Source organism: Mycobacterium sp. DBP42, assembly GCF_005924235.1.
Classification (GTDB): Bacteria; Actinomycetota; Actinomycetes; order Mycobacteriales; family Mycobacteriaceae; genus Mycobacterium; species Mycobacterium syngnathidarum.
Window position 1 is genome coordinate 58,247 of the sequence record NZ_VCMY01000006.1, and the last position, 15,135, is coordinate 73,381.

The following is a 15,135-nucleotide window of genomic DNA, read 5'->3' on the forward strand; positions in this document are numbered from 1 at the left end:
TTGAATCGAGACATGTTGAGCCTGGCCGAGATTTCGGATCGCCTGGAGATCCAGCAGTTGTTGATCGACTACTCCACGGCGATTGACCGCCGACTGTTCGACGACCTGGATGCGGTGTTCACACCCGACGCCTACATCGACTACCGGGCTATGGGCGGTATCGACGGCCAGTACCCCCAGGTCAAGGCCTGGTTGGCCGAAGTGCTGCCGAACTTCCCGGCCTACGCCCACATGCTCGGCAACTTCGATGTGCGGATCACCGGGGACACCGCGTCGTCGCGCACGATCTGCTTCAACCCCATGGTGCTGCCGGGGTTGGAGCAACAGGTGTTGTTCTGCGGGTTGTGGTACGAGGACGAGTTCGTCCGGACCGCCGACGGCTGGCGGATGAGCCGCCGCGTCGAGACCAAATGTTTCGACAAGGTGGTTTGAGTCGGCTCGCCGACGTGTGGTCCGAGTCCGCTCGCCGACGTGTGGTCCGAGTCGCCCCGACCGACGTACTCGGCGCGATTTGGGCCGATACTGCCTGCTCTGGCACAATTGTCGGCTGTCTGCCGTGCGACTCGTTCAATGCGCTGCGCGGCGGTCACACACGTAAGGCAAAACCGGATCGGGCAATTCCGCCCGCATCGCCGAATTGCAGCGTGACATTCGAGGAGAAGTCTCAACCATGGCTGTCAAGATCAAGCTCACCCGGCTTGGCAAGATCCGCAACCCCCAGTACCGCATCGCCGTCGCCGACGCGCGCACCCGCCGCGAAGGCCGCGCCATCGAGGTCATCGGCCGTTACCACCCCAAGGAAGAGCCGAGCCTGATCGAGATCGATTCGGAGCGCGCGCAGTACTGGCTGGGTGTCGGTGCTCAGCCCACCGAGCCGGTGCTGGCCCTGCTGAAGATCACCGGTGACTGGCAGAAGTTCAAGGGCCTGCCGGGTGCCGAGGGCACGCTGAAGGTCAAGGAGCCCAAGCCGTCCAAGCTGGACCTGTTCAATGCGGCGCTGGCCGAGGCCGAGAGCGGCACCGGTGCCGCCGCCGTCACGCCGAAGAAGAAGAAGGCTCCCAAGAAGGACGAGGCCGCCGAGGCTGAGGCGCCGGCTGCTGAGGCCGCGGCTGACGAAGCCGCAAGCGAGAGCTGAGCACCGCGGTGAGTTCTGTCGTGGTCGACGCCGTCGAGCACTTGGTCCGCGGCATCGTGGACAACCCCGACGACGTACGCGTCGACATGGTCACCAGCCGCCGCGGGCGGACCGTCGAAGTGCACGTGCATCCCGATGACCTGGGCAAGGTCATCGGCCGTGGCGGCCGCACCGCCACGGCGTTGCGGACCCTGGTCGCGGGTATCGGTGGACGCGGAATTCGCGTCGACGTGGTGGACACCGACCAGTAGCGTCGGATCCATGGACCTGGTTGTCGGGCGGGTTGTCAAAGCTCACGGCATTTCCGGTGAGGTTGTCGTCGAGGTCCGCACCGACGACCCCGATGCCCGGTTCGCCCCTGGCGTGGCCCTGCGGGGCCGCGCCAAAGGGGGTGCCGAGCGTGAGTTCTCCGTCGAGTCCGTGCGTGATCACGCGGGTCGGCTGCTGATTCGTCTGGCCGGTGTTGCCGATCGCAATGCCGCCGACGCGTTGCGTGGCACGGTGTTCGTCGTCGACACCGCCGACCTGCCCGCGATCGATGATCCCGACGAGTTCTATGACCACGAACTCGAAGGTCTGCGGGTCGTCACGGTCGACGGCGCGGTGGTGGGAGTGGTGCGCGAGGTGCTGCACACCGCTGCGGGTGAGCTGTTGTCGGTGAAGGCCGATCCAGACGGCCGCGAAGTGCTGGTCCCGTTCGTGAGCGCCATCGTCACCTCGGTGTCCCGGGACACCGGCACCGTCGTCATCGATCCTCCAGACGGTCTGCTGAACCTGGACCAGGTCTGACGGGCCGCGCAGTGCGTATTGACGTCGTCACGATCTTCCCGGCCTACCTCGACCCGATCCGTCAGTCGTTGCCGGGCAAGGCGATCGACGCGGGAATCCTGTCCGTTGCGGTGCACGACCTGAGGAATTGGACTCATGATGTGCACCGGTCGGTGGATGATTCACCGTACGGCGGCGGGCCGGGAATGGTCATGAAAGCTCCCGTGTGGGGTGCGGCGCTTGACGAAATCTGTTCTGAAGAAACGCTTCTGGTGGTACCGACCCCAGCCGGGCGGCTGTTCACCCAGGCGGTTGCCGAGCGGTGGAGCACTGAGTCGCACCTGGTGTTCGCCTGCGGGCGGTACGAAGGGATCGATCAGCGGGTGGCCGAGGATGCGGCTCGCCGGATGCGGGTCGAAGAGGTCTCGATCGGCGATTATGTCCTCAACGGCGGCGAGTCTGCGGCCCTGGTGATGATCGAGGCCGTGGTCCGCTTGATGCCCGATGTATTGGGCAATCCCGCGTCGCATCAACAGGATTCGCATTCCGATGGCCTGCTCGAAGGGCCCAGCTACACCCGTCCGCAGAGTTGGCGCGGGCTCGACGTGCCTGATGTGCTGCTGTCGGGGGATCACGCCAAGGTGGCAGCCTGGCGCCATGAGCAATCGCGGCAGCGTACCCGCGAGCGCAGGCCGGATCTGCTCGACGGGTCCTAGATCCGGCCGCCGGGGAACATGGTCTTGACGGCGTCGGTGATGGTGTCGCGAGCGGTGGCCGAGTTCGTGGGCTGCAATGAACCGATCACCATGATGAAGCGTCGGTCCGGGCCCACCACTCCGGTGGACAGGTGCATCCAATCCGAACCGATGCAGCACATCCAACCTTGTTTGACCGCAACAGGTTCGGCGTAGAGGCCGTCGGGAATGCCGAATCGCTGGGGGTAGATGCCTCCCGGCTGGGTGCCGTCGATGGCGTTCGGAGTGGACTGGGCCAGGTTGGACAGGATCACATTGGCCTGTTCGGCGGGCAGACCTCCGCGCCCGTTCATCAGCATGTCGTAGTAATGCACCAGATCGGCTGCGGTGCTGATGGTGTTCCACCACCGCCCGTCATCGGGCGGCCGCGTCGAGCCCAGACCGTAGCGGGCGGCCACCCGGTCGACGATGGCGCTTCCGCCGCTGCGGTTCCAGAACACCTCCGCGGCGCTGTCGTCGGAGGATCGCAGCATCACGTCGAGATTCTGACGATCCTCGGAGCTGAGGATCGTCTGCCGCTTCGCCTCCTGCAGAAGCAGATCATCGGCGATGAACAACTTGACCACCGACGCGATGGCGATCGTGGTGCCGTTTCCGTTGGAGATCAGTTGGCCCGTGTTGCGGTCGAGCACCAGCACCGTGATGTCGGCGCCGGCGTCGGCGGCGTCCTCGGTGGCCTGGCGGGTGCGGTCTTCGAGTCCGAGGAAACTGGGAGCGGGCTCGCCGGGCGATGCCTCGGGTAGCGGGGCCATGCTGCCCTGAGGGACGACGACGGTCAGTTGGGGCGCGCCGAGGGGGGTGGGGGGAGTCCCGTACACCCGGGCTTCGCAGCCGACTGTCACGACGGCCATCGTGACCACCGCCACCATGCTGACCGCGTTGGCAATCATCAGCTTCGACGGCCGCCGTCGCATGGTCCTCCTTGAACCGGCAGTGGATCCGATGCGTTCTGCACGACCGGCACATCGGTGGATGAAGCCTAACTGTTCGCCACGTGGCGTGCGTCGTTAGTCGTGCTCGAAGTATGCTGCCGGAGTCGATGCGGATGGGTGCTCAAACTCGCCGGATTTCACGGTATGGGGACCCATCTGGCACAATTGAGCAGTTGTCTGCGCAGGGCTGGGCCGGCTTGTCCGCGTTCCGCTGCGAGATGCAACCCGATACACCCGAAAATCGCTTCGGCTGCGCGATCTGTGCGCGCCTGCCCGGAGCAGCGAACAACAAGGAAGTGTCACCGATGAACACGCTGGACTTCGTCGATCAGGCGTCGCTGCGCGACGACATCCCGACCTTCAGCCCCGGCGACACCGTCAACGTGCATGTGAAGGTGATCGAGGGCTCCAAGGAGCGCATCCAGGTCTTCAAGGGTGTCGTCATCCGTCGCTCCGGCGGCGGCATCCGCGAGACCTTCACCGTGCGCAAGGAGAGCTACGGCGTCGGCGTCGAGCGAACCTTCCCGGTGCATTCGCCCAACATCGATCACATCGATGTCGTGACCCGCGGTGACGTGCGTCGCGCCAAGCTCTACTACCTGCGCGAACTGCGTGGCAAGAAGGCGAAGATCAAGGAAAAGCGCTGAGCGCGCTGCTCCGCCTGACGAAGCTCTCGTCGCGGGATCGGTCACGACGCTCGCTACTGTGGTGCCTGTGACCGGACCCACCGACTCTGCCGACGCGCGCTCGGAGGGCGACCTCGACTCCGACTCGGCTTCAGATTCCGCCTCAGCCGCACCGGAGTCCGCCGGCGACGAAACGCCGGACGAGCCATCGAAGCCCAAGCACTCCACGGCGCGTGAGATTGCCATTCTGGCCAGCATCGCCTTGGTGCTGTATTACGTGACGCTGACGTTCATTGCTCGGCCCTATCTGATTCCGTCGGAATCCATGGAGCCCACGCTGCACGGCTGCGCCGGCTGCGTGGGTGATCGCATCATGGTCGACAAGGTCACCTACCGGTTCTCGAAGCCGGAGCCCGGTGATGTGGTGGTCTTCAAGGGCCCGCCCTCGTGGAACATCGGCTACAAGTCGATCCGGTCGGACAACACCGCCATCCGTTGGGTGCAGAACGCCCTCTCTTTTGTGGGATTTGTGCCGCCGGATGAGAACGACCTGGTCAAACGGGTGATTGCGGTTGGGGGGCAGACAGTGCAGTGTCGTGCCGACACCGGTCTGACGGTCGACGGGAAACGACTGAACGAGCCGTACCTGGATCCGGCCACCATGATGGCCGATCCGAACATCTATCCGTGTCTGGGCAATGAGTTCGGTCCGGTCTCGGTCCCGCCCGATCGCCTCTGGGTGATGGGTGACAACCGGACCCACTCGGCCGACTCGCGCGTGCACTGCAGCAATCTGCCGGCCGATGCCCGGGAAGGTTTGTTGTGTACCGGTGATCCGATGGCCGGCACCGTCCCGGTGGAGAATGTAATCGGAAAGGCACGGTTCATCGCCTGGCCGCCGTCGCGCTGGGGCGGTATTGCTGGCGGGAACCCGCAGACCGACTCCTAGGAGCTGCCCGGTGCCTCCAGTGGCGAAGACGTCGTGGCCGCCTCGGACCGTGATCCGGCGGTCGTCCGGCCTGCGCACGCTGGAATCTGCGTTGTATCGCAACGGTCTGGGCCCCGTGGCCGGGGTGGACGAGGTCGGTCGCGGTGCCTGCGCGGGCCCATTGGTGGTGGCCGCCTGCGTGCTGGGCCCCAACCGGATGGACAGCCTGGCGTCTCTCGACGACTCGAAGAAACTGGGAGAGCGGGAGCGGGAACGGTTGTTTCCCCTCATCCGCCGATATGCGCTGGCCTACCACGTGGTGTTCATTCCGTCTGACGAGGTGGACCGGCTCGGGGTGCACGTGGCCAACATCGAGGGCATGCGGCGTGCGGTGGCGGGGCTGACCCTGCGGCCGGGCTACGTGCTGTCTGACGGGTTCCGGGTTCCGGGGCTGGCGGTGCCGTCGCTGCCGGTGATCGGGGGAGACGCCGCAGCTGCCTGCATTGCCGCGGCCAGCGTGCTGGCCAAGGTGAGTCGCGACCGGTTGATGGTCGAGATGGAGCAGCACCACCCCGGTTACGGGTTCGCCGAGCACAAGGGGTACAGCACCCCCGCGCACTCCGCGGCGTTGACGGAGCTGGGGCCGTGTCCGGAGCACCGCCACTCGTATGTGAACGTGCGGCGGGCCGCAGAGACAGCGCATGTGCGGCGGGCCGCAGAGATGGCAGGTGTGCGGCGGGATGTGGCACCAATGCGGCATGCTGAAGCGGCGTACGCAAAGATGGTCGACAGGGCATCAGCACAACGAGAAGGACAGCACACCAGATGAGCGCCGAGGATCTCGAGAAGTACGAAACCGAGATGGAGCTCTCGCTTTACCGCGAATACAAGGACATCGTCGGCCAGTTCAGCTATGTCGTCGAGACCGAGCGCCGGTTCTACCTGGCCAACAGCGTTGAGCTGATTCCGCGTAACTCCGAAGGTGAGGTCTACTTCGAGTTGAGGCTCGCCGACGCCTGGGTGTGGGACATGTACCGGCCGGCCCGGTTCGTCAAACAGGTGCGGGTCATCACGTTCAAGGACGTCAACATCGAAGAGGTCGAAAAGCCCGAGTTGCGGTTGCCGGAGTAACAGCGGTCAGGGGCGAGGTGATGGTGACAGTCGATACCGGACCCGACGACATCCGCCGTCGCGCCACCGCGGTGCTCGAGTACCTGCCCGAGGTTCGGGCGTGGCAAGAGCCGCTCTACCGGGATCTCCATCAGCATCCCGAGCTCTCACATCAGGAACGGCGTACCGCCGGTGTGGTCGCCGCGCGCCTGCGGGAGTCCGGCCTCGATGTCCATGAAGGTGTCGGGGGAACCGGTGTCGTCGGTGTGCTGGGTAGCGGTGACGGTCCTCGGGTGCTGTTGCGCGCGGACATGGATGCCCTGCCGGTGACCGAGGCGACGGGCCTGCCGTATGCGAGCGCCGTACCCGGCGTGATGCATGCCTGTGGCCACGACGTGCATGTGACCTGCCTGCTGGGTGCGGCGGAATTGTTCGCCCGGGCCACTGATCTCTGGCGCGGCACCGTGATCACGCTTTTCCAGCCCGCCGAGGAGGTCGGCGGCGGAGCCCGCGGCATGGTCGACGACGGCCTGGTCGATCTGATCGGTCCTGTCGATGTGGCATTGGCCCAGCACGTGTTTCCGGCGCCGGCCGGGCAGGTGCGTACCCGCACCGGTCCGGTGTTGTCCGCGGCGGACAGTCTGCGCATCACGGTTTACGGCCGAGGCGGGCACGGTTCGATGCCGCACGCCACTGTGGATCCGGTGGTGCTGGCGTCGATGATCGTGATCCGTCTGCAGACGATCGTGTCTCGTGAGGTCGATCCGAGCCAGACGGTCGTGCTGACCGTCGGCAGCGTTCAGTCGGGGACCAAGAGCAACGTCATCGGCGGCCATGCGGTGCTCGAGCTCAACCTGCGCACCTTCGACGAATCGGTGCGCACCGCGGTGCTCGCCGCGATCCGGCGCGTGGTCATCGCCGAGTGTCAGGCATCGAACTCACCGCGCGAGCCCGAATTCGAGATGTACGACAACTTTCCGCTCACCGTCAACGACGATGCGGCGACGGCTCGTGTCGAGACTGCGTTCAGCGCCTACTTCGGTGATCGGGTGCAGACCATGCCGGCTGCGCCGGCCAGTGAGGACTTCAGCGATATTCCGGTTGCCCTGGGAGCGCCCTACACCTACTGGGGGTTCGGCGGCATCGACGAGCAGGCCTTTCACGCAGCAGTGATGGCTGACCGCGTGAGCGCCGACATACCGGTGAACCATTCACCGCGGTTCGCCCCGGTGATCCAGCCGACGTTGGACACCGGCACCCAGGCACTCGTGGTCGCCGGGCTCAGTTGGCTTTAGCGGCCAGGTGCTCGCCGAAGAATGCGAACACCCGCGACCAGGCATCGGCTGTGGCGGCCTCGTTGTAGCCGAAGCCGGCGATTCGCAGAATCGCTTGCCCGGGCAGCTGATTGGCGAAGCTGTGCCCGGCGTCGGGGTAGACCTTGATGTCGGCCGGGATGTTCTTGTCGGCGACGATGCGCTGCAACTTTGCGGGCGCGCCGAGGCCTGCCGGGTCGCGGCGCCCGAAGCTGGCCACCACCGGGCACGAAGCGTCCAGTACCTGGTCGAGGTGTTTCGGCAGTGGCGTGCCGTAGAACGGGGCTGAGGCGCCGAAACCCTTGGGACCCATGATGAGCGCGAACTGCCCGCCCATGCAGAACCCGGCGATGCCGATCGCCCCGGTGCACTGCGGGTGTGTGCGCAAGTGGTCGCGCGCGGCCAGAATGTCGTCGAGCGCGCGGCCGCGCTGCGTGAGCAGTTCGCGGAACACTCTGGTGATGCATCGTGCACGGCCGCCGCGGGAATAGAGGTTGGGGGTAACTGCCAGATAACCCGCCGCCGCGACGCGTTCGGAGATGGCCTCGTTGTCGGGCCCGTATCCGATCGCGTCGTGGATGATCACCACCCCGGGCCATGGCCCGTCACCCTCGGGGCGGTTGAGCAGAGCATCGATCGGACCGGCCGGGGTGTCTATCGTGATCGTCGTCACCCGACCTACGGTAATGGGTGAGCCTCAGGTTCCGCAGAACGTGCGGTAGGCACCGAAGTCGGCGGGCGCGGGTGCGGCATATCGTTGCAGGCCGGGGCGCTCCTCGTACGGTGCCGTGAGGGCCTGCATCAGCTGCTGGATCGGTGCGAGGTCACCGTCGGTGGCCGCGCTCAAGGCTTCCTCCACCAGGTGGTTACGGGGAATGTAGATGGGGTTGATCCGGTCCATTGCGGCGGTGTCGGGGTGCAGGGCCCGCCACCGTTCCAACCACTGGTCGAAACCGCCGGCAATGGGGGCTTCTCCGCGCGCGGTGCGGCCCAGGTCGCGAAAGAACGATGTGTAATCCGTTCGATTCTGCTGCAACAGCCCGAGCATGTCGTCGATCACTGCGCGCGCCGCCTCGTCATCGACATCAGCGGACAATCCGAGCTTGGCGCGCATGCCCGCCGACCACGCCGCCTCGAACTGCGGTCCGAACTTTTCCAGGGCTCCGGTGGCCAGTTCGACGGCCTGGTCGCCGCCCTCGGCGAGCAGCGGCAGCAGGGTTTCGGCGAAGCGGGCCAGATTCCATGCCGCGACCGTGGGCTGGTTGCCGTAGGCGTAGCGGCCGCCGTGGTCGATCGAGCTGAAAACCGTTGCGGGATCGAAAGTCTCCATGAATGCGCACGGACCGTAGTCGATGGTCTCGCCGGAGATGGTCATGTTGTCGGTGTTCATCACGCCGTGCACGAACCCGACCAGCATCCACTGCGCCAGCAACGAGGCTTGCGCCGCGACAACCGACTCGTACAGCGCCAGGTACGGGTTGGCGGCCTCGGCCGCTGCGGGGTGATGGCGGGCGATGGCGTGGTCGGCCAGCCGGCGCAGCAACCCGACGTCGCCGGTGGCCTGCTCGTACGCGCCGGCGTACTGGAAACTGCCGACCCTCAGGTGGCTGCCGGCGATCCGGGCCAGAACCGCCCCTGGCTGCGGGCTCTCGCGCTGGACGTCCCGTCCGGTGGCCACCACGGCCAGCGCCCGGGTGGTGGGGATGCCGATGGCGTGCATTGCCTCACTGACGATGTACTCGCGCAGCATCGGCCCGACGACGGCCAGACCGTCGCCGCCGCGGGCGAAGGGGGTGCGCCCCGAACCTTTCAGATGCAGGTCGCGTGGCCGGCCGTCGGCGTCGACGAGTTCGCCGAGCAGCAGGGCGCGCCCATCACCCAGCCGGGGGACATACCCGCCGAACTGATGCCCGGCATAGGCCTGGGCGACCGGGGTGGCGCCATCGGGCACGACGGTGCCCGACAGCAGGCCGACCCCGTCGGGTGTGCGCAGCCAGGAGGCGTCGAGGCCGAGTTCGGCCGCCAGCTTCTCGTTCAGCACGAGCAACCGGGGGGCCGGAGTCGCTTCAGCCCGCCACGCGACCGCCATTTCGGGCAGGGCGCGGGCGAAGCGGTTGTCGAGCACGACGGTCGGTTCGGATGCGACGCTCACCTCTCGAGCCTACGGAGCCTCAGAGACTGCCCAGGTCGTCCGGCACATCGACAGCGTATTGCCGAAGGACGTCGAGCGGCACCAGGTCGAGCGTGCGTTCATGGGTGGCGGCCAGCACCACCGGGGCAGCCTTGCCGTCGTTGTGCGCGCGCAGCCAGTTGACCGCGGTGACGCACCAGCGGTCTCCGGGAGTCAGGCCGGGAAATCGGTACTGCGGCGCCGGCGTCGACAGGTCGTTGCCGATGGACCGCTGGTGTTCGAGGAATTCGGCGGTCACCACGGCGCAGATGGTGTGCCGGCCCGCGTCCGCGTCGCCGGTGGAGCAGCATCCGTCGCGGTAGAAGCCGGTGAGCGGGTCGGTACCGCATTCCTGCAGCGGGCCACCCAGCACGTTGCGATCAGCCATGGCATCAGTATGGGTGCCGCGGCGGGTTCAGCGCCCCGGCTGCGGTGCCGTGCTGCGTTGCGCGTCGAGGACGAGCAGCGCCACGTGCAGTGAGGTCATCGATTCACCGTCGTCGAGGTTGACGCCGAGCCGGCGTTCGATCGAGGCCAGCCGGCTGTAGAGGGCCGGGCGGCTCATGTGCAGGCGTTTGGCCAGCGCGGATTTGTTGCCCGCGAGTTCCAGGTAGCCGCGCAGCACTGCCACGTCGTCAGTGCCCTGCTCGGCGTCGTGGATCAGCAAGGTCTTGAGTTCGGTTTCGGCGAACATCTGAACGCGCGGATCGTCGAGCAGCAGCGTGATCAGCCCGCGCAGCCGCACGTCGGAAGCACGCACGAAGCGGCGCGTCAGATCTGGCATCGATGCCGCGACCTCGGCGACGTGGGCGGCTTCGCGCAGGCCATGGACGGCGTCGGCGAATGCTGCGGCGTCACTGCCGATTGCAATGACGACCTTGTCGGTGTCGCCACCGCGGGCGATGGCCTCGCGCCAGCCTTCGGCCAGGCGGGCGAGCACGGCATCGGCGCTCAATCCGCGCCGTGGGTTCAGCGCCAGCACCAGGCCGATCTCGCCGTCTCGTCGGACCGAGCAGATCGCGCTGTGCCCTTGGGCTTTCACGCTGTGGGTGACCGCATCGAGGATGCGGATGTTGCGGCGTTGCGTGGCGACCGGGTCGAGCCGGTCCGGCGGCGCACCGACTCGGATCGTGACGGGTAGACAAGGCCCGCCGGTGCGCAGGCCGAGCGCCAGTGCTCGGGCGTCGGCCTCGCGGTCGTCGTCGATCCGCCCGCCCAGCACGTCGTCGATCAACCCGCTCTGGGCCTGATGCTCGAGGCCGGAGCGGCCACGTTCGGCCATCCGATGCAGTGCCAGGGCCTGGGCGGCGCGTTCCAGGACCATCGTGGTCTTGGCCGGTGCGGAAGGGGCATGCGGAACGATGAGCCGTCCCCACTCTTCGGCTCGGGGGCCGACGGCGGTGGTGGCCCACGGTTCGGTCATCGCGCGGGACCGCCGCTGCCAATCGGAGAGGACGGTGGTGGCCGGCTCGTTGCGCGGCGAGATCGCCAGCACCTGGTGCGAGAGGTCCTCCAGTACCACCGATTCATCGGTCATCTCCGCTGCCGCTCGCACGATGTCTGCCATCGTCGGGCGCTTCATGCTCAACTCGGTGAAGGTCTTGTGGGTGCGATGGGCGAACTCGAGCTCCTCGTACTGGTCGGCCACGATCAGTCGGTGCACGGCTTCGGTGACTTCGACGAACTTCGTCTCCCGATGCAACACGACGAGCGCCAGACCGAGGGTTTGGGCCATCGCCCCGACATTGGGGGGAAGCGATTCGATGCGGGTGCCCAGTTCGACCACCACGCCCACGACGCCGGCGCGGTGCATCCGGCGGAGGTAATCGCGGGGTGCGTCGCGCAGAGCGGCGCCCGTGGTGAGCACCAGTTCGCCGCCCTGCAGCAGGCCGGCGAGGTCGGGCATGTCGCTGACGTGGACCCAGCGCACCGGCCGATCGAGCTGCTGGGCGCTGAGTACCTCAGGCTCTCCGGCTTGCACCACCGGCAGCGCGATGATGTCGCGCACGGTCGGGATCATTTACAAAGTGTAATGAACATGCGAATCAGCCTTACAAGTTGATGGGGCTTGGCGTGCCGACAGTGGCTCACTGTAGTAGCCGTACCCCCAAGCCACAGGAAGGTTCGCACCCATGAGCAATGTCATCCAGCACTGGCGCGACGGCAAGGTCTTTGCCGGGACTTCGACCGCCACCGCCCCGGTAACCAACCCGGCCACGGGCGCGGTCACCGGCGAGGTCGCACTCGCGAGTGTGGATGATGCGCGTGCGGTGATCGACGCCGCCGCGGCGGCCTTCCCGGCCTGGCGTGACACATCGCTCGCCAAACGCACCTCGGTGCTGTTTGCCTTCCGCGAGCTGCTCAACGCCCGCAAAGAAGAGCTGGCCGCGCTCATCACCGCCGAGCACGGCAAGGTGCTCTCCGATGCCCTCGGCGAGGTGAGCCGAGGCCTGGAGGTCGTCGAATTCGCGTGCGGTATACCGAGTCTGCTCAAGGGCGGGTTCACCGAGAACGCCTCGACCAACGTGGACGTGCACTCCGTGCTGCAGCCGCTGGGGCCGGTCGGCATCATCTCACCGTTCAACTTTCCGGCCATGGTGCCGATGTGGTTTTTCCCGATCGCCATCGCCGCGGGCAACACCGTGGTGCTCAAGCCGTCGGAGAAGGATCCGTCGTCGGCGCTGTGGATGGCTCGGCTGTGGGCCGAGGCCGGCCTGCCCGAAGGCGTGTTCAACGTGTTGCAGGGTGACAAGACCGCGGTCGACGAGCTGCTGACCAACCCCAAGATCAAGGCGATCTCCTTCGTCGGGTCGACCCCGATCGCGCAGTACGTCTATGCCACCGCCACCGCCGCCGGCAAGCGCGTGCAGGCCCTCGGCGGAGCCAAGAACCACGCGGTGATCCTGCCTGACGCCGATCTGGACCTGGCCGCCGACGCCATGGTGAACGCCGGTTTCGGTTCGGCCGGGGAGCGGTGCATGGCAATCTCGGCCGCGGTGGCCGTCGGACCGATCGCCGATGATCTGGTGGCCAAGATCGCCGAGCGTGCCGCGACCATCAAAACCGGTGACGGCACCAAGGATTCGGATATGGGTCCGCTGGTCACCAAGGTTCACCGCGACAAGGTGGCCTCCTACATCGATGCCGGCGAGGCGGCCGGCGCCAAGGTGGTGCTCGACGGCCGCACGGTCATGGACGGGGCGGGTCAACGAGATTCAGGTGGTTTCTGGTTGGGCCCGACCCTGCTCGACAACGTCACCCCTGAGATGAGTGTGTACACAGACGAGATCTTCGGCCCGGTGCTGTCGGTGCTGCGTGTCGAGACCTACGACGAGGCCCTTGAGTTGATCAACAGCAACCCCTACGGCAACGGTACGGCGATCTTCACCAACGACGGTGGTGCGGCACGGCGGTTCCAGAACGAGGTCGAGGTCGGCATGGTCGGCATCAACGTGCCGATCCCGGTTCCGATGTCCTACTACAGCTTTGGCGGTTGGAAGGCGTCGCTGTTCGGCGACAGCCACGCCCATGGTGCCGAGGGCGTGCATTTCTTCACCCGCACCAAGGCCATCACCACCCGCTGGCTGGACCCCAGCCACGGCGGCATCAACCTCGGGTTCCCCGAGAACAAGTGAGAGAATTCCACCCATGACTGTGACCCAAGAGTCCGCCACGCTGCCCAACGGATTGACCGTCGAGGCGGCGAAGGCCGAGGCTGCGCGTGCCTATGAACTCGACCGCGCGCACGTGTTCCACTCCTGGTCGGCGCAGGAGGAGATCTCGCCGATGACGATCACCGCCGCGCAGGGCTCCTACGTGTGGGACGGTGACGGCAACCGGCTGCTGGACTTCTCCTCCCAGCTGGTCAACACCAACATCGGGCATCAGCACCCGAAAGTTGTTGCCGCCATTGCCGAACAGGCGGACAAGCTGTGCACGGTGGCCCCGCAGTACGCCAACGCGGCACGCTCGGAGGCGGCCCGGCTGATCGCCGAGCGCACCCCCGGTGAGCTGAACAAGGTGTTCTTCACCAACGGTGGTGCCGACGCGGTCGAGCATGCGGTGCGCATGGCGCGTCTGCACACCGGCCGCTACAAGGTCTTGTCGCGGTACCGGGCCTACCACGGCGGCACCGAGACCGCGATCAACCTCACCGGTGACCCGCGGCGCTGGCCCAACGACCGGGGCAACGCCGGTGTCGTGCACTTCAACGGTCCGTTCCTGTACCGCTCTTCGTTCTATGCCGAGACCGAGGAACAGGAGTCCCAGCGCGCGCTGGAGTACCTCGACAAGCTGATCCAGATGGAGGGTCCGACCACCATCGCCGCGATCATCCTGGAATCGATCCCGGGCACCGCGGGCATCATGGTCCCGCCGCCCGGATACATCGCCGGGGTGCGTGAGATCTGTAGCAGGCACGGCATCGTGTTCATTGCCGACGAGGTGATGGCCGGCTTCGGGCGCAGTGGAAAGTGGTTCTCCATCAACCACTTCGACGTGGTGCCGGACCTGATGACGTTCGCCAAGGGGGTCAACTCCGGGTACGTGCCGCTCGGCGGTGTGGCGATCAGCCCCGAGATCTACCAGACCTTCGCGCACCGCGCCTACCCCGGTGGGCTGACCTACTCGGGTCATCCGTTGGCTTGTGCCGCAGCGGTCGCGACCATCAATGCGATGGCCGACGAGGGCATGGTCGAGAATGCGGCCACGATCGGCACGGAGGTGCTGGCGCCGGGCCTGGCCGAGTTGGCTGCCAAGCACCGCAGCGTCGGCGAGGTGCGCGGCGCCGGCGTGTTCTGGGCGGTCGAGCTCGTCGCCGATCAGCAGACCCGCGAGCCGTTGGCGCCCTACGGTGGCTCCAGCCCGGCGATGAACGCCGTGGTCGGTGCCTGCAAGGCAGGCGGCCTGCTGCCGTTCGCGAACTACAACCGCATCCACGTCGTGCCGCCGTGCAACGTGACGGTGGAAGAGGCGCGGGAAGGTCTGGCGATCCTGGACTCCGCACTCGACGTCGCCGATCAGCACACCAACTGACGTCCCACGCGCGAAGCCCCGGTATGTGTTCGCATACCGGGCCTTCGGCGTCAGCGCCTCCCGATGATGAGGTCCTTGATCTCGGCCAGGTGCTCGTCGACTGAACGGAAGCGGGCGCGGGTCTCCAACCGAAAATCAGCGAGCTCGGTTTCAACCGAGGCGAGGCGTCCCTCAACTGACGTGAGCAGTCCCTCGACGGATGTCAACCTCGTTCCCTGATCCCGCTGATTCGCGCCCAGTGCGTTGATCGCCGCCAGCACCGCGCGGTAGTCGAAGCGATCGGCCTCGAGTGCGGCGACGCGCGCTTCGAGGTCTTCCAGGGCGGCCATGGCCCCATCGTAAGGGCGTCAGATCACCACAGCCA

Annotated in this window: 18 protein-coding genes; 12 read left to right on the plus strand and 6 right to left on the minus strand. The window is 66.6% G+C overall.

All coding sequences use genetic code 11. The features are described from left to right. The first annotated feature begins 12 nt into the window (after nucleotides 1-12). The 5 genes from E0T84_RS09025 to trmD all read left to right on the plus strand — a co-directional run bounded on the left by E0T84_RS09025 (nucleotide 13) and on the right by trmD (nucleotide 2,619). Nucleotides 13-432 (plus strand): nuclear transport factor 2 family protein, encoded by a 420-nt coding sequence (locus E0T84_RS09025; protein WP_070187889.1) that lies wholly within the window; start codon nucleotides 13-15, stop codon nucleotides 430-432. A gap of 238 nt (nucleotides 433-670) precedes the next feature. Continuing rightward, on the plus strand, nucleotides 671-1,135 hold the full coding sequence (gene rpsP, locus E0T84_RS09030) for a 30S ribosomal protein S16 (protein ID WP_070187890.1): 465 nt from the start codon (nucleotides 671-673) through the stop codon (nucleotides 1,133-1,135). Between the two features lie 8 nt (nucleotides 1,136-1,143). Then, nucleotides 1,144-1,386, plus strand: a complete 243-nt coding sequence (locus E0T84_RS09035; protein ID WP_003881089.1) for an RNA-binding protein — start codon at nucleotides 1,144-1,146, stop codon at nucleotides 1,384-1,386. 10 nt (nucleotides 1,387-1,396) lie between these two features. After that, nucleotides 1,397-1,924 carry a ribosome maturation factor RimM gene (gene rimM / locus E0T84_RS09040; protein WP_138744254.1) on the plus strand — a complete coding sequence of 176 codons (528 nt, stop codon included), beginning with the start codon at nucleotides 1,397-1,399 and terminating at the stop codon, nucleotides 1,922-1,924. Between the two features lie 11 nt (nucleotides 1,925-1,935). Continuing rightward, nucleotides 1,936-2,619 carry a tRNA (guanosine(37)-N1)-methyltransferase TrmD gene (gene trmD, locus E0T84_RS09045; RefSeq protein ID WP_070187892.1) on the plus strand — a complete coding sequence of 228 codons (684 nt, stop codon included), beginning with the start codon at nucleotides 1,936-1,938 and terminating at the stop codon, nucleotides 2,617-2,619. On the opposite strand, the gene E0T84_RS09050 is transcribed toward trmD, so the two are convergent. Beyond that, nucleotides 2,616-3,572: a hypothetical protein gene (locus E0T84_RS09050; RefSeq protein ID WP_070187893.1), complete on the minus strand. Its 957-nt coding sequence runs from the start codon at nucleotides 3,570-3,572 to the stop codon at nucleotides 2,616-2,618. The genes trmD and E0T84_RS09050 overlap by 4 nt on opposite strands. Nucleotides 3,573-3,895: 323 nt before the next feature. Between E0T84_RS09050 and rplS the strand changes: the two genes are divergently transcribed. The 5 genes from rplS to E0T84_RS09075 all read left to right on the plus strand — a co-directional run bounded on the left by rplS (nucleotide 3,896) and on the right by E0T84_RS09075 (nucleotide 7,549). After that, the gene (gene rplS / locus E0T84_RS09055; RefSeq protein WP_019347348.1) at nucleotides 3,896-4,237 is read left to right on the plus strand and encodes a 50S ribosomal protein L19; all 342 of its coding nucleotides are present in this window, start codon (nucleotides 3,896-3,898) and stop codon (nucleotides 4,235-4,237) included. 67 nt (nucleotides 4,238-4,304) lie between these two features. Beyond that, entirely contained in the window at nucleotides 4,305-5,165 is an 861-nt protein-coding gene (lepB, locus tag E0T84_RS09060) for a signal peptidase I (protein WP_070187894.1), read from the plus strand. A 19-nt stretch (nucleotides 5,166-5,184) separates the two neighbouring features. Further along, on the plus strand, nucleotides 5,185-5,973 hold the full coding sequence (locus tag E0T84_RS09065; protein ID WP_083284375.1) for a ribonuclease HII: 789 nt from the start codon (nucleotides 5,185-5,187) through the stop codon (nucleotides 5,971-5,973). Next, a complete protein-coding gene (locus E0T84_RS09070) occupies nucleotides 5,970-6,275 on the plus strand; it encodes a DUF2469 domain-containing protein (RefSeq protein WP_003881082.1) in 306 nt (101 codons plus the stop codon). Before E0T84_RS09065 ends, E0T84_RS09070 begins: the two co-directional genes overlap by 4 nt. Before the next feature lie 71 nt (nucleotides 6,276-6,346). After that, entirely contained in the window at nucleotides 6,347-7,549 is a 1,203-nt protein-coding gene (locus tag E0T84_RS09075; RefSeq protein ID WP_070944182.1) for an amidohydrolase, read from the plus strand. Here E0T84_RS09075 and E0T84_RS09080 read toward each other — a convergent pair. From E0T84_RS09080 to E0T84_RS09095, 4 genes are read right to left on the minus strand one after another with little or no spacing between them, the layout of a single operon-like run. After that, entirely contained in the window at nucleotides 7,536-8,240 is a 705-nt protein-coding gene (locus E0T84_RS09080; protein ID WP_070944155.1) for a dienelactone hydrolase family protein, read from the minus strand. The genes E0T84_RS09075 and E0T84_RS09080 overlap by 14 nt on opposite strands. Nucleotides 8,241-8,264: 24 nt before the next feature. Continuing rightward, on the minus strand, nucleotides 8,265-9,719 hold the full coding sequence (locus tag E0T84_RS09085) for a YdiU family protein (RefSeq protein ID WP_070944154.1): 1,455 nt from the start codon (nucleotides 9,717-9,719) through the stop codon (nucleotides 8,265-8,267). 19 nt (nucleotides 9,720-9,738) lie between these two features. Continuing rightward, on the minus strand, nucleotides 9,739-10,125 hold the full coding sequence (locus E0T84_RS09090) for a DUF2237 family protein (RefSeq protein ID WP_070944153.1): 387 nt from the start codon (nucleotides 10,123-10,125) through the stop codon (nucleotides 9,739-9,741). 27 nt (nucleotides 10,126-10,152) lie between these two features. Then, nucleotides 10,153-11,757, minus strand: coding sequence for a PucR family transcriptional regulator (locus tag E0T84_RS09095; protein WP_070944152.1), 1,605 nt, complete (start codon nucleotides 11,755-11,757; stop codon nucleotides 10,153-10,155). A gap of 112 nt (nucleotides 11,758-11,869) precedes the next feature. On the opposite strand from E0T84_RS09095, the gene E0T84_RS09100 reads away from it, so the two are divergent. Further along, nucleotides 11,870-13,372: a CoA-acylating methylmalonate-semialdehyde dehydrogenase gene (locus tag E0T84_RS09100; protein ID WP_070944151.1), complete on the plus strand. Its 1,503-nt coding sequence runs from the start codon at nucleotides 11,870-11,872 to the stop codon at nucleotides 13,370-13,372. A 13-nt stretch (nucleotides 13,373-13,385) separates the two neighbouring features. Next, nucleotides 13,386-14,771 carry an aspartate aminotransferase family protein gene (locus E0T84_RS09105; RefSeq protein WP_138744255.1) on the plus strand — a complete coding sequence of 462 codons (1,386 nt, stop codon included), beginning with the start codon at nucleotides 13,386-13,388 and terminating at the stop codon, nucleotides 14,769-14,771. Between the two features lie 50 nt (nucleotides 14,772-14,821). Here the strand turns inward: E0T84_RS09105 and E0T84_RS09110 are convergent, their stop codons facing one another. Beyond that, nucleotides 14,822-15,100, minus strand: coding sequence for a hypothetical protein (locus E0T84_RS09110; RefSeq protein WP_070187901.1), 279 nt, complete (start codon nucleotides 15,098-15,100; stop codon nucleotides 14,822-14,824). Nucleotides 15,101-15,135 lie beyond the last annotated feature (35 nt).